A 24,318-nucleotide genomic window follows, 5' to 3' on the forward strand; every position below is an offset into this window, starting at 1 on the left:
ATCGGTTTCTATTAGAAGCGATAGGCCACTGTTCGAAAGTATTTTACCATAGAAACCCACAGAACTTGGAAAAAAGACATGATTTCCTTTGCAGAAACAACAAAAAACTGTTTTTTCGTTGTTTTTTTGCTGGGCGTTTACTTCTGGCTGTTTTTCGGTATGATTAGAAAGAAGCAGCAGGCAAATCTTGAACGGCTTTTTTACTGGTGTTTTCACTACGTTCACTCGTTCTAATAGAAGAAACAAGGAAAAAACCAGTAGAAGCCAGTAGAAAAAACAAGCGAAGAGGAAATAGAAGAAAGGAGCATAAACATGAGTAATCATTACTATACAGAAAATCCTGATACGGCCCATGATTTTGAACAGTGGTCGTTTGAATTAAGAGGAAAGAAGTTTCATTTTGTGACAGATAGCGGGGTGTTTTCCCGTGACACGGTGGACTACGGCTCGCGGGTGCTGATCGATGCGTTTGAGTGGGGGGAGCTGCCAGAAGGAAGTCTGCTGGACGTTGGTTGCGGCTATGGACCTGTTGGTTTAGCGTTAGCTCATGCGAGTCAACGACCTGTCGAGATGATCGATATCAATCAGCGGGCAGTGGATTTGGCAAAAGGCAATGCCCAGCGTAACGGCATTGAACAGGTAGATATCCATCAATCCAATGTCTATGCCCAATTAAATCAACCTGCTTATGCGGCGATCCTCAGCAATCCGCCGATTCGGGCAGGAAAAGAAGTCGTTCATGAGATTTTGACGGGGGCGTTTCCTTTGCTTAAAGCAGGCGGGACTTTAACGATCGTGATCCAAAAGAAACAAGGGGCGCCCAGTGCTCAAAAGAAAATGCAAGAGACCTTTGGCAATGCCGAAATCATCAAAAAAGACAAAGGCTATTACATCATTCAAAGCGTAAAAGAAGCGTAGCTGCTCTTTGATTCTCAATAGATCAAAGGCATCGCCAAGACAAGCGCTGGTTAGCGGCAACTGGGCAGTTGGTTTCTCAAAAAGCCTGTTGTCATCAGCCTTTCGGGCAATCGCAGCTCCGCTAAAAGAGCTGTCTGTATCGTCAGGCTATTTTTGAACAACGAAAAAGAAAGTCGCACACTTGTTGAAAGTGTGCTATTTTTTTTGAGAAAAATTTGCTACACTTTAGGCAAGAGAGGAGAGAAGCAGATGAAATTGACGATTAAACAGATTGCTGAAATGGCTGGCGTCTCTGTCACGACCGTGTCGCAGATCCTAAACAATAAAGGCAGCCGTTTTAGTGAAGAAACCCGAAAGAGGGTCTTAGGTATCGTAAATAAATATCACTATAAGCCGGATTTTTTTGCTTCGAATCTTATCAACCGCCATTCAAAAACGATCGGAATGATCGTGCCTGATGTGACGGATTTCTTTTTCTCTAAAGTCATTGAAGGGGCGGAAAGTTATTTCAATCCACTAGGTTACATGTTAGTGTTATGCAATTCGCGCCACAGCCAAGAAAAAGAGGTTCAATATTTGAATGAACTGTCTCATCGTTCGGTAGATGGCATCTTGTTAGCGACGCCGCATTTGCTGCCAGAGGATTATTCTTTGAAGAGCGGGTTCTTTGATGACCGACCAATTATTTTAGTTGATCGTGGGATCAATCAGCGGGACAATGGTCGTTTGATCGTGAAAGAATACGAAGGCGCCTACCAAGCTGTTAGCTATTTGATCAAAAATGGTCACCGCAACATTGCGATGCTCAAAGAAATCACCGGCTACTATCAATTAGAGGAACGGTTCAATGGCTATCGCCATGCCTTAAAGGATCATCAGATCCCTTTTAAAGGCCGATATGTAGAAAATGCTGAATTAACGGTTACCGGCGGGTACGAAGCAACGAAGGAATTATTGAAGTATAAAGAGATCACAGCGTTCTTCTGTGGCAACGATGCCATGGCGATCGGCTGTTATCAAGCGATTTATGAGGCGGGCAAAAAAGTACCAGAAGACTACTCGGTGATCGGCTTTGATGCCTTGAAATTATCGGAATACATCACACCACCGCTTACCACGGTCATGCAGCCGACTTTTGAGATCGGGTTTACCGCAGCGAAGTTTTTAGTGGACGCCATTGAGTTTCCGACACGGCGAATTCCAAATAAGATTTTTGATACAAAATTAATTATTCGTGAGAGCGTGAAGACATTGACAAGCGAGAAATAATGCGGTATATTTCTTCTTGTAAGTGTTTTCATAGTTTTGCGATATTTAGTAAACTGTTTTACTAAAGTGGTTTACCCTACGAAAAATTATTGTATAATGTTAAAGGAAGCGAGGGTCATTTCGATGCGAATGGTGGATTTAATTGAAAAGAAACGTGACGGCAAGTCATTGACGAAGGAAGAAATTGACTACATTGTAACTGCGTATACTGAAGGAAGTATTCCAGATTATCAAATGAGTGCCTTGTTGATGGCTATTTTTTATGTAGATATGACAGATGAAGAGATCACGAACTTAACGCTAGCAATGGCAAATTCTGGTGAAGTGATCGACCTATCTTCAATTGAAGGAATCAAAGTCGATAAGCATTCGACTGGCGGTGTCGGGGATACGACCACATTGATCTTAGCGCCATTAGTGGCTAGTGTTGGCGTACCGGTTGCGAAAATGTCTGGCCGCGGCTTAGGCTATACCGGTGGGACGTTAGACAAGCTTGAAGCGATCCCTGGATTTAAAATCGAGCTTTCTGAAGCTGACTTTATCCGATTAGTCAACGAAAGCAAAGTGGCCGTGATCGGTCAATCAGGAGATTTAGCTCCTGCAGACAAAAAACTGTATGCCTTACGAGATGTGACGGCAACGGTTAGTTCGATCCCATTGATCGCCAGCTCGATCATGAGTAAAAAAATCGCGGCAGGTGCCGATGCGATCGTGTTAGATGTAACCACAGGCGATGGCGCCTTTATGAAAAACTTGGAGGATGCCAAACGCTTAGCCCAAACGATGGTCCGCATCGGAAAATTGGCAAATCGCCAAACGATGGCAGTCATTTCTGATATGTCACAACCTTTAGGGGAAGCGATCGGCAACAGTTTGGAAGTGGTGGAAGCTATTGAGACGCTGCAAGGAAAAGGACCGAAAGACTTGGAAGAAATGTGCTATGCACTGGGCAGTCAAATGGTCGTTTTAGCGAAAAAAGCCGATTCATTGGAAGAAGCACGCCAACTGTTGGAAGAAGCCCTGCATTCAGGCAAAGCGTTGGAAAAATTCAGACAGATGATCACAGACCAAGGCGGAGACGCTACAGTGATCGATGACCCGAGCAAGATTTTGACAGCGAAATATGAAGTGGAAGTCCCAGCGAAAACTAGCGGTGTGGTGACGAAATTAGTTGCCAATGAGCTAGGGATCGCGGCGATGATGTTAGGGGCAGGTCGTAAGACCAAAGACGAAGACATCGACCATGCCGTGGGCATCAAATTGCATAAGAAAGTTGGCGAATCCGTAAGCAAAGGGGAATCGCTATTGACGATCTATAGCAATACCGAAGCAATCGAGGATGTCAAAGCATTGATCGACCAAAATATTGAAATTGGGGAAGATGGCGCAGAACCGCCATTGATCCATGACATTATTACAGAATAAGGAGCGAATAAAAATGGAATTGAATCGCATGATCGACCACACGATTTTGAAAGCAGACGCAACGGAGGAAGATGTTTTACGAATCATCGAAGAGGCAAAAACCTATCACTTCTATTCTGTCTGCATCAATCCAACGTGGGTTTCATTAGCAGCAGAAAAATTACAAGGCGAACCAACGGCTGTTTGTACCGTGATCGGTTTTCCTTTAGGGGCAAACACATCTGAGGTCAAAGCTTATGAAACAACTGATGCGATCAAAAACGGCGCAGATGAAGTCGATATGGTAATCAACGTAGGTGCCTTGAAATCAAAACAATACAAAAAAGTTCAAGCAGACATCGAAGCAGTCGTTGAAGCAGCCAAAGACAAAGCGCTTGTCAAAGTAATCATTGAAACAGCGTTATTAGACAACGAAGAAATCGTCAAAGCCTGTGAATTAGCCAAAGCAGCTGGTGCAGATTTCGTGAAAACCTCAACTGGCTTTTCAACTGGTGGGGCAGTCGTTGAAGATGTTCGCTTGATGCGTGAAACAGTAGGACCAGAAATGGGTGTCAAAGCTTCTGGTGGTATCCACAACGAAGCAGAAGCTGCAGCTATGGTCGAAGCGGGGGCAAATCGCTTAGGAACAAGCGCAAGTGTTGCTATCGTGACTGGCTCAACAGGTGCTGGCTACTAAGCTTAGCATTATTAAGTAAAGTAGCAAAAAATAAAAACAAGAGCGGGGAAGACAATGACAACAGCGAAAAAAGAGTGGATCGACACCGCCGTTTCCGCCTTAGATAAAGCGTATGTGCCGTACTCTAAGTTTCCGGTCGGTGCTTGTCTCGTTGCCAAAAATGGTACGATATATCAAGGGATCAACATTGAAAATGCCTCATATGGCTTAACAAATTGCGCAGAACGAACCGCTTTTTTCAAAGCCGTTTCTGAAGGCGAAAAAGAGTTTCAACATTTGGTTGTGGCGGGTCATACGCCAGAACCGATCTCTCCTTGCGGTGCTTGCCGCCAGGTCATGGTGGAATTTTGTGCGCCAGATATGCCGGTGACCTTAGTCGGCGATGATGGTGTCATCAAAGAAACCACGGTAGAAGGTCTATTGCCTTATTACTTCACGAACAAAGATTTATAAACCATGTTCATTCAGTCGATGCGGCTGTTGAAAAAAACTATATTTTTAGGGGGCTTTACAGCAATGAAAAAAGCAAAATTATTTAGTTTAGGTATTGTTGCAGTAGCTGGGTTGACTTTACTTGGTGCTTGTGGCGGAGGAAATTCAGGTTCAACTGATTCAACTGGCGGCGGTTCTGCAGACGGTACGACTGATGCAGCGCATAGTGTCGCAATCGTTACCGATATCGGTGGGGTGGATGACCGTTCATTCAACCAATCAGCGTGGGAAGGCTTAGAAGCATGGGGTGAGGAACACGGGATCGCTCGCGGTGCTGGTGGTTATGACTACGTGCAATCAAATGAAGCTTCAGAATACACAACCAACGTAAATGGTGCCGTTCAAAATGGTTTCAAAACAGTTTTCGGTGTAGGTTACTTATTGAAAGATTCAATCGCAGCAGCAGCTGACCAAAACCCTGATACACAATTCGGGATCATCGATGATGTGATCGAAGGCAAAGACAACGTTGTTTCAGCAACATTTAAAGATAACGAAGCAGCTTACTTAGCTGGTTTTGCCGCAGCGTATACAACCAAAACAAACAAAGTCGGCTTCATCGGTGGTGAAGAAGGCGTCGTTATCGACCGTTTCGAAGCTGGTTTCATGAAGGGCGTTCAAGACGCAGCTGAAAAATTAGGCAAAGAAATCACGGTTGATCCTCAATATGCAGCATCATTTGGTGATCCTGCTAAAGGGAAAGCATTGGCTGCTTCAATGTACCAAAGTGGCGTTGACGTAATCTTCCACGCATCTGGTGGTACTGGTGCAGGTGTCTTCCAAGAAGCAAAAGCAATCAATGAACAATTGAACGAAGCAGATCTAGAAGACAAAAAAGTTTGGGTCATCGGTGTGGATAGCGATCAACAAGACGAAGGAAAATACACAACTGCTGACGGCAAAGAAGATAACTTCACATTGGCTTCAACATTGAAAGGTGTTGGCGCAGCGGTACAAGATATCTCAACTCGTGCGTTAGAAGACAACTTCCCTGGCGGCGAACATATTGTTTACGGCTTGAAAGATGGCGGTGTAGACATTACTGAAGGGTTCCTTTCAGATGATGCCAAAGCAGCGATCGAAACAGCGAAACAAGACGTGATCGACGGCAAAGTAGAAGTACCAGAAACACCTGAAAAATAAAGTTGTGCTTTTCGGTTATCTTGCCCTAGTTTAGGGCAAGATGATCGTTGTTGGATTACTATGTTGATGAAAGCTACGGGTTTTCATGAGGATAGTAATCATCCTAAGCAATAGCAATTATTTTTTTGACATGATGAATGGTTTGTATAAGCGAATTAGAAAGTAAGGATGTGAGTAATTTGGCTGAGGAAAAATATGTTGTAGAAATGCGTCATATCACCAAAGAGTTTGGAACGTTCAAAGCCAATGACGATGTCAACTTGCAAGTAAGGCCAGGAGAAATCCACGCATTGCTTGGTGAAAATGGAGCGGGCAAGTCGACCTTGATGAATATGCTGTCAGGATTATTGGAACCAACATCTGGTGAAATCTGGATGAATGGTGAAAAAGTGAATATCACGAGTCCGACCGCAGCAAACAAATTGGGGATCGGGATGGTGCATCAGCATTTCATGCTGGTAGACGCCTTTACTGTAACAGAAAATATCATTTTGGGGAGCGAACCACATCATCTCGGTGTGTTAGATCGCAAGAAAGCCCGCAAAGAAATCAAAAAAGTTTCTGAACAATATGGTTTATCGGTTGATCCAGATGCTTATGTGCGTGACATCTCTGTCGGGATGGAACAACGGGTAGAGATTTTGAAGACTCTTTACCGCGGCGCAGATGTACTGATTTTTGATGAACCAACGGCAGTTTTGACACCGCAAGAAATCGAAGAGCTGATCGAGATCATGCGCGGATTGGTGCGTGAAGGCAAATCGATCATCTTGATCACCCACAAACTGGATGAGATCAAAGCGGTGGCAGACCGTTGTACAGTTATCCGTCGGGGACAAGGGATCGGCACCGTCAATGTCAAAGACGTCAGCTCGCAACAGTTGGCCGATATGATGGTTGGTCGTTCTGTGTCCTTCAAGACACCGAAGAAAGAAGCGTCACCAAAAGAAGTCGTGCTTTCTGTTGAAAACTTAGTTGTAAAAGAAAACCGTGGCTTAGAAGCAGTCAAAAACTTAAGCTTAGAAGTACGTGCAGGTGAAGTATTGGGGATTGCTGGGATCGATGGCAATGGGCAATCAGAGCTGTTACAAGCCATCACTGGTTTACGGAAAGTCGAAAGCGGCAAGGTCTTGCTGAATGGTGATGACATCACTAACTTCAAGCCTCGGAAAGTCACCGAAGCCGGCGTTGGTCATGTGCCAGAAGACCGCCATAAATACGGACTTGTCTTGGATATGATGTTATCAGAAAACATCGCCTTGCAAACCTACTACAAAAAACCTTTGAGTAATGCAGGTGTCTTGGATTACGGAGAGATCAACGAGTTTGCTCGTGATTTGATTCAAGAATTTGACGTACGAACAGTCAACGAGATCGTACCAGCACGGGCATTGTCCGGCGGGAATCAACAAAAAGCGATCATCGCACGAGAAATCAGCCGCGATCCTGATCTATTGATCGTTGCCAATCCGACCCGTGGGTTGGATGTTGGAGCGATCGAATTTATCCACAAACGCTTGATTGAACAGCGGGATAAATTCAAAGCGGTGTTGTTAGTCAGCTTTGAATTAGATGAAATTTTGAATGTATCAGACCGCATTGCTGTTATTCATGCTGGTGAGATCGTTGGGGTCGTTGATCCGAAAGAAACATCAGAGAAAGAGCTTGGCTTGTTGATGGCAGGGTACTCCTTGGAGGAAGCAAGACGAGAGCTGCAAATGGAGGAAGTAGGTGGTTCGGTTGAATAACCGCAAAGAAAAGATCCGCAATATATTAGTGCCGATCATCGCTGTCTTGTTGGGATTCGTCCTTGGCGGGATCATCATGGCGGCCTTCGGCTACAGCCCAATCACAGGGTATACACAAATGTTTCGGACCGTTTTTATCAACGGACAAACAGGTGGGTTAAATGCCCGCAACATTGGTGAGATTTTTGTTACAGCAGGACCATTGATCTTTACCGCTCTGGGGTTTGCCGTTGCAAACTCAGCCGGATTCTTCAATATCGGTCTTTCTGGTCAAGCGTTAGCAGGTTGGGTTGCCAGTATCTGGGTCGCACTAGCGATGCCAGATGCGCCTCGGTTGGTGGTCTTGCCATTAGCCGTGATCGTAGGGGCTTTATGCGGGGCGATCGCAGCTGCGATTCCTGGTTTCCTACGGGCATTCTTTGGAACAAGTGAAGTCATCGTGACGATCATGATGAACTATATCTTGCTTTATACGGGGAACCATTTAGTCAATAATGTGATGAGCGAATCCATGATCACGACAAAAGGGGTCACAAAAATGGTGGGGGAAAATGCCTCCATGCAGACGCCGTTTCTAGCAAGCATCACGAGCAACTCTCGCTTGAACTTAGGGATCTTCTTAGCCTTGATCTTCTTAGTTTTGGTTTGGTTCTTGATGAAAAAAACCACTCTTGGTTATGAAATCCGCGCGGTGGGCTTGAACCCAAGCGCTTCTGAATATGCGGGGATGAGCAGCAAACGGACGATCATTATCTCCATGATCATCTCTGGAACGCTTGCTGGATTAGGTGGAGTCGTTCAAGGACTAGGAACGTTTGAAAACTTCTTCGTTCAAGGGTCATCATTGAGCATCGGGTTTGACGGTATGGCTGTATCCTTGTTAGGAAGCGGCTCATCGATCGGAATCTTGCTTTCAGCCCTCTTGTTCAGTATTTTGAAATTAGGTGGACAAGGCATGCAGTTTGCAGGTATTCCATCTGAATTAGTCGATGTCAATATCGCAATTATTATTTTCTTCGTAGCGATCAGCTTTGTGATTCGTTTCTTGTTGGCAAAAATCTTTGACGGCAAAAAAGAAGCGCTGGTCGTACAGGAGATTGAAGCCCAACCAAACGATCAAGATCAGGAAGGAGGAACCATCTAATGGATATTAGTTTAATTTCTTCGATCGTCACTCAAACATTGATTTATGCGTCTCCTCTGATTTTGACGGCGCTAGGTGGCGTGTTCTCAGAGCGCAGCGGGATCGTTAACGTGGGTCTTGAAGGAATCATGGTTATGGGTGCTTTTAGCTCGATTGTTTTCAATATTGAATTTGCGTCACAATTTGGTGCGTGGACACCATGGTTAGGGATGCTCGTCGGCGGACTTGTCGGTGTGGTTTTCTCCTTGCTGCATGCGGTGGCAACCATCAATTTCCGTGCCGACCATATCATCAGTGGTACGGTGATGAACTTGATGGCACCAGCTTTGGCCGTGTTCTTAGTCAAAGCGATCTACAACAAAGGGCAAACGGATAACATCCAACGGACATTGGGGTATTTCAACTTCCCGATTCTTAAAGATATTCCTATCATTGGCCCGATTTTCTTTAATCAAACGTTCCTACCGGCGTACTTCGCCATTTTGATCTCAGTGATCGCGTGGTTCGTGATTTTCAAAACACGCTTTGGGTTGCGTCTTCGTTCTGTCGGTGAGCATCCTCAAGCAGCGGATACCTTAGGGATCAATGTTTACGTGATGCGCTACTCAGGCGTCTTGATCTCTGGATTCCTTGGTGGGATGGGCGGTGCCTTGTTTGCTCAATCGATCGCGGGTCGCTTTGCCGTGACAACGATCGCCGGTCAAGGGTTTATCTCGATGGCTGCGATGATCTTTGGTAAATGGAATCCACTTGGTGCGATGGGCGCAGCGATTTTCTTCGGTTTCGCGCAAAACATCAGTATCGTAGGTGGCCAGCTGCCAATCATCTCTTCCATTCCAGCGGTTTACTTACAAGCTGCGCCTTATGCCTTGACGATCATCGTGCTCGTTCTTTTCCTTGGAAAAGCTGCTGGTCCGAAAGCTAACGGGAAGAACTACATTAAATCTAAATAATTTTTTCAGTATGAAAGGGTGGGGCTATGGGACATGAATGTGTTGCTGTGTCCTGCCCTTTTTCTATCCTCTGGGTGAAAGGAACGCGTCAGGAAATTTCCAAAGCAACCCAGCGCAATTTTTGCTTAAGTTTAGTATGATAGAGGTAGTAGATCCGCTTGTAAAAGCATAAAATAAAGAAAGTAGGGAATAGAATGTTTAAACGTGTACACTTGATCGTGATGGATTCAGTCGGAATTGGTGAAGCACCTGATGCGGCAGCTTTTGGTGATGTGGGTTCAGATACATTAGGCCATATTGCAAAAGAAGCAGGCTTAACGATCCCTCACTTGGAACAATTAGGCCTAGGTACGATTCGTCCTTTAGAAGGCGTAAAGGCGGTAGCTGACCATGATGGGTATGCAACCAAATTGGAAGAAGTTTCTGTTGGGAAAGATACGATGACGGGGCACTGGGAGATCATGGGCTTGAATATCCAAAAGCCTTTCCGCGTATTTCCAGATGGGTTTCCCGATGAATTATTGCAACAGATCGAAGAGTTCTCTGGACGCAAAATCGTCTGCAATGCGCCGTATTCTGGGACAGCAGTCATTGATGACTTCGGCGAACATCAAATGAAGACCGGCGATTTGATCGTTTACACCTCGGCTGACCCAGTGTTGCAGATCGCTGCGCATGAGGAAATCATTCCATTAGAAGAATTGTATCGTATTTGTCAGTACGTTCGGGACATCACGAAAGATGAGCCATATATGATCGGCCGCATCATCGCGCGTCCGTATGTCGGTGAGCCTGGAAACTTTACTCGTACGAGCAATCGTCATGACTACGCACTCGATCCATTTGGCCATACAGTATTAGATTCCTTGAAAGAAGCTGGAAAAGACGTGATCGCCGTTGGGAAGATCAATGATATCTTCAACGGACAAGGAATCACCGATTCTGTACGGACGAAGAGCAATATGGACGGTGTGGATCAGTTACTGAAGGTGATGAAACAAGACTTTACGGGTCTAAGCTTTACGAACTTGGTCGACTTCGATGCGCTTTATGGTCACCGTCGCGATGTCGTAGGGTATGCCCATGCCATTGAAGATTTTGATTTGCGTATTCCAGAACTTTTAGAAGCAATGGGAGACGAGGATCTGTTGTTGATTACAGCTGACCACGGCAATGACCCAACCTTTACGGGAACGGATCACACGAGAGAATATGTGCCATTATTAGCGTACAGCAAGAAATTCCAAGGCCAAGGCCAATTGCCACAAGGCTACTATGCGGATATTTCCGCAACGATCGCTGAAAACTTTGGTGTTTCAGCTACAGAAAACGGAACAAGCTTTTTACAACATTTAAACTAGAGGTGATGAAATGACAACGTTACATGAGAAATTACAAGAAACAACGACATTTATCCAAGAAAGCGGCGTCGGTGAAGTGGAATTTGGGTTGATCTTAGGATCTGGCTTAGGTGAATTAGCCGATGAGATCGAAAACCCAATCGTGTTGCCTTACAACGATATCCCGCATTTTCCTGTTTCGACAGTGGTCGGTCATGCAGGACAATTGGTCTATGGAACATTAGCTGGGAAAAAAGTCTTAGCGATGCAAGGACGATTCCATTATTATGAAGGCCATTCGATGCAGACGGTCACTTACCCCGTCCGTGTGATGGCGGCATTGAAAGCTCACTCTTTAGTCGTGACCAATGCCTGTGGCGGCGTAAACGAAAGTTTCCAGCCGGGAGACTTGATGTTGATCACCGATCAAATCAACTTTATGGGGGACAACCCACTGATTGGTGAAAACGAAGAAGAAATGGGTCCACGTTTCCCAGATATGAGCCAAGCCTACCATTTGCCTTATCGGGAAGCGGCACAAAAAGTTGGTGCATCAAAAGGATTGCACTTAAAAGAAGGCGTTTATATGGGCTTCTCAGGTCCTACGTATGAAACGCCAGCAGAGATCCGCTTTGCTCGGACGATCGGTGCCGATGCTGTCGGTATGTCGACTGTCCCGGAAGTGATCGTTGCTGTTCACAGTGGCTTGAAAGTCTTAGGTGTTTCTTGTATCACAAACTTGGCTGCTGGTATGCAAGCGAGCTTGAATCATGAAGAAGTCGTGGAAACGACGGAACGGGTCAAGGCAGAATTTAAAGCGTTGATCAAAGAAACGTTAGCAGTACTATAAAAAGCAGACCAAAGGAGAAAAACGAATGAGCGTTCATATCGAAGCAAAAGCAGGCGAGATCGCAGACAAAATCTTGTTACCAGGTGATCCACTGCGGGCAAAATATATTGCTGAAACATTTTTAGAAGACCCGATCTGTTACAACAACGTTCGGGGGATGTTGGGCTATACAGGCGTTTATAAGGGCGAGCGGGTCTCTGTCCAAGGAACCGGCATGGGCATGCCTTCAGCGAGTATTTATGCCCATGAATTGATCAACTCTTACGGCGTGAAGAAATTGATTCGGGTCGGTACGTGTGGTGCCATCTCAAAAGATGTCCACGTGCGTGATCTTGTGATTGCCCAAGCGGCAGCAACAAGTTCCTCGATGGTGGCAAAAAACTTCCAAAGTTTCCATTTCCCACCAATCGCTGACTTTGCACTGCTGCGTAAAGCCTATGATACAGCGATTGAATCAGGATTTACGACCCACGTCGGCAACATCTTATCTGAAGATACCTTCTACAAAGATGACATGACGGAAACGTTACAGTTGGCAGACCTTGGGGTGATGGGTGTTGAGATGGAAGCCGCAGCCTTATACTATTTAGGGGCGAAATTCCACGTTCAAACCTTAGCGATCTGTACCGTCAGCGACCACATCATCACTGGAGAAGAAACAACGCCAGAAGAAAGACAAACGACGTTTAACGACATGATCAAAGTTGGCTTAGAAACAGCGATTGCGTAAAAAAGATACCACAGGATCGGTGCATGAACGATGCGAGGGCTGCTTGCTTTTGATAGAGCAAGCAGCCAAATCGTATTGGTTTGCATGCAACCGAGAATGTGTTATCTTTTTTTGTTGGCAAAAAGCCACGAAGAAGCGTTGCACTTTTGCCAGAAAATGGTTTAATGAAAAGAAAAGGTGTAAAAAGGAGACGAGACAATGAATAATTTTACGTTTCATGTAACGACGGACATTCGTTTTGGGAAAGACCGTCTGAACGAATTGCCAGAAGTACTGAATACATTTGGAAAAAACGTCTTGCTAGTCTATGGTGGCGGCAGTATCAAGAAAAACGGCTTGTACGATGCAGTCATGGCGCAATTGACTGCCAACGGCAATCAAGTCACTGAATTGACTGGTGTCGATCCAAATCCACGAATCGAAACCGTTCGTCAAGGAGCCGCTCTTTGTCGTTCAGAAAAGATCGACGTCATTTTAGCTATTGGCGGCGGTTCTGTAATTGATTGCAGCAAAGTGATTGCTGGGGCGGCTTGCAGTGAGCAAGAGCCTTGGGACTTAGTACTTTCCAGAAGCTATCAAGGACCAGCGATTCCATTAGTAACGATCTTGACCCTTGCAGCTACCGGCAGTGAAATGAATCGCGGCGCAGTGATCTCTAATCTAGAAACGAAACAAAAACTTGGCGTTCACGGACCCGAATTTTTACCGAAAGTATCCTTTTTAGATCCAACAACGACCTTTAGTGTCAGTCGTTATCAAACGGCTGCCGGTTCAGCGGATATCATGAGCCATCTGATTGAAAATTATTTCAGTAAAACAGAAGGAACAGATGTCCAAGACGGTGTAGCAGAAGGATTGCTAAAAGCAGTCATTAAAAATCTGCCCATCGCATTAAAGGATCCCTCGGACTATGACGCACGGGCGAATTTGATGTGGGCGAGCACCTTAGCCTTAAATGGTTTGACTGGAAGCGGCAAGGGTGATGCATGGTCTTGTCATGCGATGGAGCATGAGTTGAGTGCGTTTTATGACATTACCCATGGCATCGGCTTAGCGATCCTGACCCCACGCTGGATGCTTCATGTATTGAATGAAGAAACGGCGCCGAAATTTGCGCGTTTTGCTAGAGAAGTCTTTGGTGTCCAAGAAGCAGTGCCAGAATTAGCTGCCCGAATGGGGATTCAAAAACTGTATGACTTTTTTGCTTCTTGCGATATTCCGATGACTTTGCCAGAAGTGGGGATCGCCGATGACACCCATTTTGCTGAAATGGCGGCTCAAGCAGTTCAATTCAGCTCTATTGCAACAAATGCGTATGTACCGCTGCAAGAAGAAGACGTGATTGCAATCTACCAAGATTCCTTGACTCCTTCAACCTATCTTTAATCATAAAAAAGACAGTTCCTGCGACTTGGTTGTCGCGGAGCGGTCTTTTTATTTACCCTTCAGAAGAAAAAGCCAAACGGGCCATTAGCTGATCTGCAATCAAGGCGTGTCCAGCAGGAGTGGGGTGCACCCCGTCATCGCCTGTCAGTGCCTGCGGGGAGCTAGCAACGGCTGCTTCGGCAAACAAGCCATCCAGCGGCAGCAGCTGACAATGAAAGGCGGCAGCTAAGCGACGAACGATTTGGATTTTCGGATCAAGATCGATCCGCCAAGTTTGGCGATCCTCAGGATATGGCAAAACAAAAGGTTCCAGCAAGAAAATACGCGTGATCCCCTGTTGGGTCACTTGTTCCAGAATTTGACGGTAGGTTGCCTCAAAGGACGTTGCCGCAGCTTCTGAACCAAAATCGGGACCACCGGCATTGTGCCACGTGTCGTTGATCCCAATCATAAAGACCAAGACGTCAGGCGCTAATTGGAGGCAATCTTCTTGAAGACGGGCTAAGACATCGGCAGCTTTGTTGCCACCGATCCCGCGGTTATAAAAGGTAAATCCTGCAGTGGGGAATGTTTCTGCCAACTGAGCGGCAACGAGACGGGCAAACCCATGTCCTAAATCGTGGGGATCTTGGCGATCACGATCGCAATCTGTGATGCTGTCACCTAAAAATAAAACGGTATCATTTTTGACTAGTTTCATAATAAGCTCCTTTCGAGTACGCCCTCAATTATAAAAGAGGGGGGAGGAAATGCCAATAAAAAAAACTGCCCTTTTTTTAAAAAGGGCAGCGATAAGCGAAGCTTATAAGTAGTATTTTTTCGCAACAGTCAAATCATCGTTCAATTCATAAACAAGTGGTTGACCAGTTGGGATCTCAAGATCCATGATATCTTCGTCAGAAATACCTTCGATATGTTTTGCTAATGCACGTAGAGAGTTTCCGTGAGCCGCAACTAAGACAGTTTTGTCGTCTTTTAATGCTGGGGCGATTTCATCTTGCCAGAAAGGCAATGCACGTTCTAAAGTAACTTTTAAGTTTTCTCCACCAGGTACGTCGCGAGGGTCAAGCATTGCATAACGACGGTCGTTTGCAGCAGAACCTTCATCTGAAGCTTCCATCAATGGAGGTAAAACATCGTAAGAACGACGCCAGATGTGTACTTGTTCGTCACCGTATTTTTCAGCAGTTTCTTTTTTATTTAAACCTTGTAATTTACCGTAATGACGTTCGTTTAAGCGCCATGATTTGATCGTTGGTACCCAAAGTTGATCAGAATATTCTAAAATGTAATTACAAGTTTTGATGGCACGAGTTAAAACAGATGTGTAAGCAACGTCAAATTCGATGCCTGCTTCTTTGATTTTACGTCCGCCTTCGATTGCTTCTTCGACACCTTCTGGCGCTAGATCAACATCAGCCCAACCGGTAAACTGGTTTAATTTGTTCCATTCGCTTAGTCCATGACGAGAAAATACTAATTTTGGCATGTAAAACTCTCCTTTAGATATTCGATATTTTTCTGAAATTTTCAATTCCGTATTTATTGTACACTCTTTCTCAAAGAATTTCCATGGTTTTGGAGGAAAAGCTGGGGGAAAACGCCATTCTTAAGGAAAAACAAAAGGGGATCATTAAAAAGAGGACCGCTTTTGTTTCATGCTGTTCTAGGGGGAGTCGACAACTATGAACGTAACTTGTTCCATTCTTCTTCGGATAATTTTATGTATTTATAGCATGTACCTACAGAAACACCGCACTTTTCAGAAATATATTGAATCGTTTCTTTTTTCTCGTAGTACAATTGACGGATTTTTTTGATCGTTTTCGGATCGATTTTTGGACGACCGCCAATTTTGCCTTTTTTGCGGGCTTTATTTAAGCCGACCAGCGTGCGCTCTTTGATGAGTGAGCGTTCCATGATCGCAAGTCCTTCCATTAAATTGAAGTAAACCTGTCCCATCGGACCGCGGGTATCGATTTGTTCTGCCAGTGAAACCAGATGAAGCTCTCGCTGTTTTAATAGATCAGTGAGATCGGTCAGCTGTCTGGTGGTTTTCCCTAAACGATGCAGTTCCGTAACGACTAAGGTGTCGCCGGGCTGCATTTGTGCCACCACTGACTCCAATGAATGATTTTCTTCACTTTCTTCCACGCTAAATGTCTCATGGAAAAATTCATGACACCCGAATTCTTCGAGCTTGTTTAATTGTTCACTTGTTGAGTTGTCGGTGATCGTTGAACGAGCATAGCCTATGATTTTCATAAACCCTCCTACCTTTCCCTTTTTATTGAATGTATCATAATTATTTCTTAAATGATAGGGTAATTTGCACAAAAAATAATAAAAATTAAGTCGATTGAAGAAAAATAACGAAAAAAAGAGAAGCGATATCGCTCCTCTTTTTTGTTTCCTTTATCTAACGTGCTTGGTACTCGGGCCTTCAGGCAATCCGACAATGATCGTGTGGACCATATCCAAAAACAGACCGTGTTCAACCACGCCCACTGTAGCATCTAATTCCTGTGCCAACTCAGTAGGGGCGGTGATCGTTTCTAGATGAAGATCGATGATGTAATTGCTGCAATCGGTTTTTAACGGTTCGCCTTCTTCATTCAGACGCAGTTTTGGATGGTAGTTTTTCTTCTCGAACAGACGCAACAGCTGTTGGCTGCCATAAGGGATCACTTCCACTGGCAACGGGAAGGCACCAAGTGTTTCGACCATTTTCGATTCATCAACGATCCACAAGACTTTTTTGGAGTTAGACGCCACGATTTTTTCGAATAAAAGGGCTGCACCGCCGCCTTTGATGCCATGATAATCCTGGCTGATCTCATCTGCACCGTCGATCGTTAGATCCACAGCGTCCACTTCATCGATGGTGCGAATCGGGATACCTAATCCTTCTGCTTGTTTTTTCGATGCCCAAGAAGTTGGGACACCCGTGATCGATAGACCTTCTTCTTTTACACGTCGACCCAGTTCTTCAATCATGTAGTAGGCTGTTGAGCCAGTGCCCAAGCCAACCACCATGCCATCTTTTACATAACTAGCCGCTTCAATGCCGACCATTTCTTTTAGGTTCATTTTCTTCCCGCCTTTTTTAAATAAATGCTTTGTCTCTATTATATAGGAAGAAGCGCAAAATTTGCGGATTTTTTCGTAACAGATTTCTTTTGAAAAAAGCCTAGGAGGATACTTGACAGGTAAGAATAAGCATGATATTCTATCAAAGGTGCTTTATCTACAGGTCTCTCGTTGGAGACGTGCTGACTGTCTATCAAAGCATAGTTGATATGAATGCAGAGAATGCATTATTTTTTATCGCAAAAAAAGAACCACCTGGATGTGTGGGACTATAAAGCGAATCAAGGAAGGAGGACAACTAGGGATGCCTACAATTAATCAATTAGTACGTAAACCTCGTAAATCCAAGGTTGAAAAATCAAATTCACCAGCATTGAACAAAGGATATAACAGTTTCAAGAAAGCTCAAACGAATGTTAACTCACCTCAAAAGCGTGGGGTAGCTACTCGTGTGGGAACTATGACACCGAAAAAACCGAACTCAGCTCTACGTAAATATGCGCGTGTTCGTTTGTCAAACTTGATTGAAGTGACAGCTTATATTCCAGGTATCGGACACAACTTACAAGAACACAGCGTGGTCTTGTTACGTGGTGGACGTGTAAAAGACTTACCAGGGGTACGTTACCATATCGTTCGTGGTGCATTGGATACTGCCGGTGTTAACGATCGTAAACAATCTCGTTCTAAATATGGTACAAAACGTCCTAAAGCTTAATCTTTAAGACAAACAGATCAAATGAATCTTATTTAAATCAGAACTGATATCTCGGAAGGAGGAGTTACGGATGCCTCGTAAAGGTCCTGTTGCAAAACGTGATGTTTTACCAGATCCTATTTATAACTCAAAATTAGTAACTCGTTTGATCAACCGTGTAATGGTTGATGGTAAACGCGGTGTTGCTGCAAATATTATCTACAATGCTTTTGGCATTATCAAAGAATCTACAGGAAATGATCCATTGGAAGTTTTCGAACAAGCAATGAAAAACATTATGCCTGTATTGGAAGTTAAAGCTCGCCGTGTCGGTGGTTCTAACTACCAAGTACCAGTAGAAGTACGTCCTGAACGTCGTACAACTCTAGGTCTTCGTTGGGTGGTAAACTACGCTCGTTTGCGTGGCGAACACACAATGGAAGAACGTCTTGCAAAAGAAATCATGGATGCAGCAAACAACACTGGTGCTTCTGTGAAAAAACGCGAAGACACACACAAAATGGCGGAAGCCAACCGCGCATTTGCTCACTATCGTTGGTAAGATCCTCACTGCTTTTTATTGGAAGGTACTGAGACAACCTTAGCTTAAGTTAAGTAAGAATGAGAGGGGAACAACCTAGAATGGCAAGAGAATTTTCGCTAGAAAAAACTCGTAATATCGGGATCATGGCCCACGTTGACGCTGGTAAAACAACGACAACTGAACGTATCCTTTATTACACAGGTAAAATCCATAAAATTGGTGAAACACATGAAGGTGCTTCTCAAATGGACTGGATGGAACAAGAACAAGAACGTGGGATCACAATCACTTCTGCTGCGACAACTGCGCAATGGAAAGAAAACCGCGTAAATATCATCGACACACCAGGACACGTGGACTTCACAATCGAAGTGCAACGTTCATTGCGTGTACTTGATGGTGCTGTAACTGTGTTGGACTCACAATCAGGTGTAGAACCTCAAACAGAAACAGTTTGGCGTCAAGCGACAGATTACCGCGTACCGCGTGTTGTATTCTGTAACAAAATGGACAAAATTGGTGCAGACTTCTTATACTCTGTATCAACTTTACATGATCGTTTACAAGCAAATGCTCACCCAATCCAATTACCAATTGGTGCGGAAGATGACTTTACTGGTATTATCGACTTAGTAAAAATGAAAGCTGAAATCTACACAAATGACTTAGGAACTGAAATCCAAGAGACTGAAATTCCTGAAGAATACGTAGAATTAGCTGAAGAATGGCGCGAAAAATTAATCGAAGCTGTTGCTGATACTGATGAAGAACTAATGATGAAATTCTTGGAAGGTGAAGAAATCACTGAAGAAGAATTGAAAGCTGGTATTCGTCAAGCAACATTGACTGTTGACTTTTTCCCTGTTCTTTGCGGATCTGCCTTTAAAAATAAAGGGGTTCAATTGATGTTGGATGCAGTCATCGACTACTTGCCTTCACCACTTGATGTTCCTGCGATTAAAGGGATCAATCCTAAAACAGACGAAGAAACTGATCGTCCGGCTGACGATGAAGCACCATTTGCTTCATTAGCATTTAAAGTAATGACTGACCCATTCGTAGGTCGTTTGACATTCTTCCGTGTGTATTCAGGTATCTTGAACTCTGGATCATACGTATTGAATGCTTCAAAAGGCAAACGCGAACGTATCGGTCGTATCCTACAAATGCACGCCAACACTCGTGCTGAAATCCAAACAGTATACTCAGGCGATATCGCCGCTGCTGTTGGTTTGAAAGACACAACAACTGGGGATACACTATGTGATGAAAAATCACCAGTAATCCTTGAATCAATCGAATTCCCAGAACCAGTTATCGAAGTCGCTGTTGAGCCTAAATCAAAAGCTGACCAAGATAAAATGGGGGTTGCTTTACAAAAACTTGCTGAAGAAGATCCATCATTCCGTGTGGAAACAAACGCTGAAACAGGCGAAACTGTTATCGCTGGTATGGGAGAACTTCACTTGGACGTCTTAGTTGACCGTATGCGTCGCGAATTTAAAGTTGAAGCAAACGTAGGTGCGCCTCAAGTTTCTTATCGTGAAACATTCCGTGCAGCAACACAAGCGGAAGGTAAATTTGTACGTCAGTCTGGTGGTAAAGGTCAATACGGTCACGTATGGGTCGAATTTACACCAAACGAAGAAGGTAAAGGCTTCGAATTCGAAAACGCGATTGTCGGTGGTGTGGTTCCTCGTGAATACATCCCAGCAGTTGAAAAAGGACTTGAAGACTCAATGGCGAACGGTGTCTTAGCCGGTTACCCATTAGTAGACATCAAAGCAAAACTTTATGATGGTTCATACCATGATGTCGATTCAAGTGAAACTGCCTTCCGTGTTGCAGCTTCTATGGCTTTACGTGCTGCAGCGAAGAAAGCAAACCCAGTAATTCTTGAACCAATGATGAAAGTAGTTATCACTGTACCAGAAGATTACTTAGGTGATGTTATGGGTCACGTAACTGCTCGTCGTGGACGCGTAGAAGGAATGGAAGCACACGGTAACTCACAAATCGTGAACGCAATCGTGCCATTAGCTGAAATGTTCGGTTACGCAACAACACTTCGTTCATCAACACAAGGTCGCGGTACGTTCATGATGACATTTGATCACTATGAAGATGTACCTAAATCTGTTCAAGAAGAAATCATCAAGAAAAACGGCGGCAAAGCTGAATAATTGATGGAAGTATAGGAAATTAAGTAAAAAGCTATATTTTTTTCTGAGTTTCGTGTACAATATTATCGATGATAAGGGATGGGGAGCTGCGGCTCCCTACCTATCAAATATAAAAAATAAACTGCATTTTTAGGAGGAACATTTTAAAATGGCAAAAGAAAAATTTGACCGTTCTAAACCCCACGTAAACATTGGTACGATCGGACACGTTGACCATGGTAAAACTACACTTACAGCTGCTATCACAACTGTATTATCTAAAAAAGGTTTGGCTCAAGCTTCAGCTTACGACCAAATCGATGGCGCTCCAGAAGAACGCGAACGCGGAATCACTATCTCAACTGCTCACGTTGAGTACGAAACTGAAGCACGTCACTATGCTCACGTTGACTGCCCAGGACACGCGGACTACGTTAAAAACATGATCACTGGTGCTGCTCAAATGGACGGCGCGATCTTAGTAGTATCTGCTGCTGATGGCCCTATGCCTCAAACACGTGAACACATCTTGTTATCACGTAACGTTGGTGTACCATACATCGTTGTTTTCTTAAACAAAATGGATATGGTTGATGACGAAGAATTACTAGAATTAGTTGAAATGGAAGTTCGTGACTTATTGTCAGAATATGACTTCCCAGGCGACGATGTTCCTGTAATCGCTGGTTCTGCTTTGAAAGCTCTTGAAGGCGATGCTTCATACGAAGAAAAAATCATGGAATTAATGGCTGCAGTTGACGAATACGTTCCAACTCCAGAACGTGACACTGACAAACCATTCATGATGCCAGTCGAAGACGTATTCTCAATCACTGGACGTGGTACTGTTGCTACAGGCCGTGTTGAACGTGGACAAGTTCGCGTTGGTGACGAAGTTGAAATCGTTGGTATTGCTGAAGAAACTGCTAAAACAACTGTAACTGGTGTTGAAATGTTCCGTAAATTGTTAGACTATGCTGAAGCAGGGGATAACATTGGTGCATTGCTACGTGGTGTTGCTCGTGAAGACATCCAACGTGGACAAGTATTGGCTAAAGCTGGTACAATCACACCTCATACAAAATTTAAAGCTGAAGTTTACGTTTTAACAAAAGAAGAAGGTGGACGTCACACTCCATTCTTCACTAACTACCGTCCTCAGTTCTACTTCCGTACAACTGACGTAACTGGTGTTGTTGAATTACCAGAAGGAACTGAAATGGTTATGCCTGGTGATAACGTAACAATCGACGTTGAATTGATCCACCCAATCGCTATCGAAGACGGAACTCGTTTCTCAATTCGTGAAGGCGGACGTACTGTTGGTTCAGGCGTTGTAACTTCAATCCAAGCTTAATTTGATTGATCGAAGAGCAAAAGCGTACGCGCTTTTGCTCTTTTTTTTTCGACTCGTAGAACCAAAAAAAGCCGCTCTCTCTAGCGTTGATGAATCCGTTACGGTTCATCGCAGCTAAAGAGAGCGGTGCTTTTTATTTTATTAGTTTTTGCTTCTTTAAAAAGGCGTCAAATCCTTGGTCAGGACGATTGCTGTAAAACCCAGCAAATTTTTCTGACCACGGTTTGGTCTCACGGGCTTCTCCAAAAGCAGTCATTGTTTGATCGTAGGCTTCGATCGACTCATAAGAATAGTCCTGATAGTGGTTGTAATGAATGACCGCTTCTTCTGGCAAGCGAGGCTTGACCTTCATTTCTACGATTGGTTTACCGATGCTCAAGCCAGCCACAGGATAGACATATTCTGGTAAGTGCAGCAATTCAGCGATTTTGGCGCTGTCTTTGCGGACGCTGCCGGAAATGACGGTGCCTAAGCCCAGTGATTCAGCAGCGATCGCACCAGATTGCAAAGCAATGCTGGCATCAGTGGTGGCGATCAATAATGGCTGATAGCCCTCATCGATTGGATAAGGGGTCTGTTTTTCGGCAGCAACTTTTTTGGTTCGGTTTAAATCTGCGAGAAACAGCAGAAAGAGCGAACTTGCTGCGATATGAGGATTGCCAGGATTCCATTCGACCATTTGTTGGCGAATCTGCGGGTCGTCGATCACTAAGATCGAATAGGCTTGCCCGTTCATCCAGCTAGGTGCTTGACGAGCGGCAGTCAAAATCGCGGTTACTTGTTCTTGGCTCAAGCGGTAGTCAGGGTCAAATTGTCGGTAAGTGCGATGATTGTGCAAAAGCTCAATGGTTTCGTTCATAGAGTTGCTCCTTTAACTGTTGGGTTATTTTTGTGAATCGTTCTTGAAATAGCGGTAAATCATCTTTGGCTAAGCGGGTATAGTTCAAACGCAAGCCATTCGTATCGTTACTGAAAAGAAACGCAGGTGCTACTAAGCAATCGTTCGCCAAAAAGAGCGACCAATCTTTGCGAGTCAACGTGCGGTGACGCCAAGTCAACCACAGGTAAAGACCACCTTTCGTCGGCTGCCATTGCCAATCCTCTTGAAATGCCTGCAAGAGTTGGAGTAGGTCTTGCTGGCGCTGGGCCATTTCTGCAAGCAGTGTCCGCTGCTGTTGGTGGTAATCAGAGGAGCGTAAGGCGATGTTGGCAAGGACTTGCGGGAAGATCGTGGTATCGATCGCCATCCGTTTTTTCGCTTGGGCAAATTGGTCGGCTAACGCTTCTGGCACCAAAAGCCAGCCGATTTTGATGGATGATCCTAGTAATTTTGAAAGCGAGCCTAAATAAATGACGGTTTCGGGCGCCATGGATTTTAGCTTGGGCGGTATTTCATCAAAAGCCAACTCGCTAAAAACATCGTCTTCTATGATCGGTACTTGGTAGGTCTGGCAAAGGCGGATGATCGCTTGGCGCCGATGCTCACTCATAGTATGGCCCGTTGGATTTTGGAAGGTGGGGTTCAGATAGACGAATTTGATTTTCTTTTCCTTCAACACTTTTTCCAATGCCGCAGGCCGCATCCCTTCGCTATCTTGCTTGATCCCGATCAGCTGGACATTCATCGTGGAAAACAAGGGGAGAGAGAACAAGAAAGAAGGGTCCTCTGTCGCAATACAATCCCCCGCCTGCAATAAGACTTGCATCAGCAAGGTGATCCCTTGTGTCGACCCAGCAGTGATCACTAGTTTTTGACCGTTGGTGGGCAAGTTGAAAGAATCAGCAAGGTGCTGCAATAAGATTTCTTGCAAAGGTTCATAACCCGTCGGTAATACTTTGGTGCTTTCCTTGCGAATCTCTTCCCAGGTAAAGGCAGGAAACGTGAAATCGGGGATCAGATCGGCAGGTAGATCACCTGTGTACAGATCCAGCACATCCTTCTCGGTGCGCAAATGCTGAATCTGTTGAACGTAAGGGTCTTGCTGCAGATAAGGGCTGCTTAAAGACGAGCGCAAATAAGAAAGTGGCGTTTGACGGTTCCCCCAACGACCTTCCAATACACGAGAGCCGCTGCCTTGTTTTCGTTCGATCCATCCTAAGCTTTTCAATTCATCTAACGCTTTGACGACGGTGGAACGATTGACGCCAAAAGTCTGGGCGAGGCTGCGCTCTGGTGGCAAACGATCCCCAGGTCCGTAGGTTCCCGCTTGGATCTCTTCGATAAAATGAGTCACGATCTGCTGGTAAATCGGTTGTTTCTTCTGTTTGTCGATACTTGATGAAGCCATCCTGCACCACCTTTTTCAATTGGATGGTTTAAAAATAAGCCAAATGGCTCTTTTCGTCAAGGGGAAGATTGACTATACTTAGCAAAAAGCACAAGGAGATGAGGAA

The 24,318-nt window shown here is 44.6% G+C and carries 23 protein-coding genes; 17 read left to right on the forward strand and 6 right to left on the reverse strand.

Annotation, left to right across the window (positions count from 1 at the left end):
- Nucleotides 1-312: 312 nt before the first annotated feature.
- The 13 genes from IGK61_RS01125 (at nucleotide 313) to IGK61_RS01185 (ending at nucleotide 14,074) form a co-directional block, all read left to right on the forward strand.
- A complete protein-coding gene (locus IGK61_RS01125) occupies nucleotides 313-918 on the forward strand; it encodes a class I SAM-dependent methyltransferase (protein WP_074536656.1) in 606 nt (201 codons plus the stop codon).
- 249 nt (nucleotides 919-1,167) lie between these two features.
- Nucleotides 1,168-2,187 (forward strand): LacI family DNA-binding transcriptional regulator, encoded by a 1,020-nt coding sequence (locus IGK61_RS01130; RefSeq protein WP_074536657.1) that lies wholly within the window; start codon nucleotides 1,168-1,170, stop codon nucleotides 2,185-2,187.
- Between the two features lie 123 nt (nucleotides 2,188-2,310).
- A complete protein-coding gene (locus IGK61_RS01135; protein ID WP_005226834.1) occupies nucleotides 2,311-3,612 on the forward strand; it encodes a pyrimidine-nucleoside phosphorylase in 1,302 nt (433 codons plus the stop codon).
- 13 nt (nucleotides 3,613-3,625) lie between these two features.
- Entirely contained in the window at nucleotides 3,626-4,288 is a 663-nt protein-coding gene (gene deoC / locus IGK61_RS01140; protein WP_005226835.1) for a deoxyribose-phosphate aldolase, read from the forward strand.
- Nucleotides 4,289-4,342: 54 nt separating this feature from the next.
- Nucleotides 4,343-4,741: a cytidine deaminase gene (locus IGK61_RS01145; RefSeq protein ID WP_008376409.1), complete on the forward strand. Its 399-nt coding sequence runs from the start codon at nucleotides 4,343-4,345 to the stop codon at nucleotides 4,739-4,741.
- A gap of 63 nt (nucleotides 4,742-4,804) precedes the next feature.
- Nucleotides 4,805-5,923 carry a BMP family lipoprotein gene (locus IGK61_RS01150; RefSeq protein ID WP_015508805.1) on the forward strand — a complete coding sequence of 373 codons (1,119 nt, stop codon included), beginning with the start codon at nucleotides 4,805-4,807 and terminating at the stop codon, nucleotides 5,921-5,923.
- 137 nt (nucleotides 5,924-6,060) lie between these two features.
- Entirely contained in the window at nucleotides 6,061-7,671 is a 1,611-nt protein-coding gene (locus tag IGK61_RS01155) for an ABC transporter ATP-binding protein (RefSeq protein ID WP_005232559.1), read from the forward strand.
- Nucleotides 7,664-8,815 (forward strand): ABC transporter permease, encoded by a 1,152-nt coding sequence (locus tag IGK61_RS01160; RefSeq protein WP_005226844.1) that lies wholly within the window; start codon nucleotides 7,664-7,666, stop codon nucleotides 8,813-8,815. Before IGK61_RS01155 ends, IGK61_RS01160 begins: the two co-directional genes overlap by 8 nt.
- A complete protein-coding gene (locus IGK61_RS01165; protein WP_005232556.1) occupies nucleotides 8,815-9,768 on the forward strand; it encodes an ABC transporter permease in 954 nt (317 codons plus the stop codon). Before IGK61_RS01160 ends, IGK61_RS01165 begins: the two co-directional genes overlap by 1 nt.
- 194 nt (nucleotides 9,769-9,962) lie before the next feature.
- Complete coding sequence (deoB, locus tag IGK61_RS01170; protein ID WP_074536658.1) at nucleotides 9,963-11,129, forward strand: phosphopentomutase; 1,167 nt, start codon at nucleotides 9,963-9,965, stop codon at nucleotides 11,127-11,129.
- A 10-nt stretch (nucleotides 11,130-11,139) separates the two neighbouring features.
- Nucleotides 11,140-11,958, forward strand: coding sequence for a purine-nucleoside phosphorylase (locus IGK61_RS01175; RefSeq protein ID WP_074536659.1), 819 nt, complete (start codon nucleotides 11,140-11,142; stop codon nucleotides 11,956-11,958).
- 25 nt (nucleotides 11,959-11,983) lie between these two features.
- Nucleotides 11,984-12,688 carry a purine-nucleoside phosphorylase gene (deoD, locus tag IGK61_RS01180; protein ID WP_005226852.1) on the forward strand — a complete coding sequence of 235 codons (705 nt, stop codon included), beginning with the start codon at nucleotides 11,984-11,986 and terminating at the stop codon, nucleotides 12,686-12,688.
- A 198-nt stretch (nucleotides 12,689-12,886) separates the two neighbouring features.
- Nucleotides 12,887-14,074 carry an iron-containing alcohol dehydrogenase gene (locus IGK61_RS01185; RefSeq protein WP_074536660.1) on the forward strand — a complete coding sequence of 396 codons (1,188 nt, stop codon included), beginning with the start codon at nucleotides 12,887-12,889 and terminating at the stop codon, nucleotides 14,072-14,074.
- 52 nt (nucleotides 14,075-14,126) lie between these two features.
- On the opposite strand, the gene IGK61_RS01190 is transcribed toward IGK61_RS01185, so the two are convergent.
- From IGK61_RS01190 to rpiA, 4 genes are all read right to left on the reverse strand, one after another.
- The gene (locus IGK61_RS01190) at nucleotides 14,127-14,774 is read right to left on the reverse strand and encodes an SGNH/GDSL hydrolase family protein (protein ID WP_074536661.1); all 648 of its coding nucleotides are present in this window, start codon (nucleotides 14,772-14,774) and stop codon (nucleotides 14,127-14,129) included.
- Between the two features lie 102 nt (nucleotides 14,775-14,876).
- Complete coding sequence (gene gpmA, locus IGK61_RS01195; RefSeq protein WP_005226871.1) at nucleotides 14,877-15,563, reverse strand: 2,3-diphosphoglycerate-dependent phosphoglycerate mutase; 687 nt, start codon at nucleotides 15,561-15,563, stop codon at nucleotides 14,877-14,879.
- A 194-nt stretch (nucleotides 15,564-15,757) separates the two neighbouring features.
- On the reverse strand, nucleotides 15,758-16,339 hold the full coding sequence (locus IGK61_RS01200) for a recombinase family protein (RefSeq protein WP_005226873.1): 582 nt from the start codon (nucleotides 16,337-16,339) through the stop codon (nucleotides 15,758-15,760).
- Nucleotides 16,340-16,489: 150 nt separating this feature from the next.
- On the reverse strand, nucleotides 16,490-17,164 hold the full coding sequence (gene rpiA / locus IGK61_RS01205; protein ID WP_010748612.1) for a ribose-5-phosphate isomerase RpiA: 675 nt from the start codon (nucleotides 17,162-17,164) through the stop codon (nucleotides 16,490-16,492).
- Between the two features lie 304 nt (nucleotides 17,165-17,468).
- Here rpiA and rpsL point away from each other — a divergent pair, with 304 nt between their 5' ends.
- From rpsL to tuf, 4 genes are all read left to right on the forward strand, one after another.
- Complete coding sequence (rpsL, locus tag IGK61_RS01210; protein ID WP_003127956.1) at nucleotides 17,469-17,882, forward strand: 30S ribosomal protein S12; 414 nt, start codon at nucleotides 17,469-17,471, stop codon at nucleotides 17,880-17,882.
- 70 nt (nucleotides 17,883-17,952) lie between these two features.
- Complete coding sequence (rpsG, locus tag IGK61_RS01215; RefSeq protein WP_003127957.1) at nucleotides 17,953-18,423, forward strand: 30S ribosomal protein S7; 471 nt, start codon at nucleotides 17,953-17,955, stop codon at nucleotides 18,421-18,423.
- Nucleotides 18,424-18,503: 80 nt separating this feature from the next.
- Nucleotides 18,504-20,588, forward strand: coding sequence for an elongation factor G (fusA, locus tag IGK61_RS01220; protein ID WP_005226900.1), 2,085 nt, complete (start codon nucleotides 18,504-18,506; stop codon nucleotides 20,586-20,588).
- Nucleotides 20,589-20,736: 148 nt separating this feature from the next.
- Complete coding sequence (gene tuf / locus IGK61_RS01225; protein ID WP_005226902.1) at nucleotides 20,737-21,924, forward strand: elongation factor Tu; 1,188 nt, start codon at nucleotides 20,737-20,739, stop codon at nucleotides 21,922-21,924.
- Between the two features lie 133 nt (nucleotides 21,925-22,057).
- Here tuf and IGK61_RS01230 read toward each other — a convergent pair whose 3' ends face one another.
- A complete protein-coding gene (locus IGK61_RS01230; RefSeq protein ID WP_074535398.1) occupies nucleotides 22,058-22,783 on the reverse strand; it encodes a nitroreductase family protein in 726 nt (241 codons plus the stop codon).
- Nucleotides 22,767-24,212 carry a PLP-dependent aminotransferase family protein gene (locus IGK61_RS01235; RefSeq protein WP_438844662.1) on the reverse strand — a complete coding sequence of 482 codons (1,446 nt, stop codon included), beginning with the start codon at nucleotides 24,210-24,212 and terminating at the stop codon, nucleotides 22,767-22,769. Before IGK61_RS01235 ends, IGK61_RS01230 begins: the two co-directional genes overlap by 17 nt.
- Nucleotides 24,213-24,318 lie beyond the last annotated feature (106 nt).

This window comes from Enterococcus sp. AZ063, from assembly GCF_051715045.1.
GTDB lineage: Bacteria > Bacillota > Bacilli > Lactobacillales > Enterococcaceae > Enterococcus_D > Enterococcus_D casseliflavus.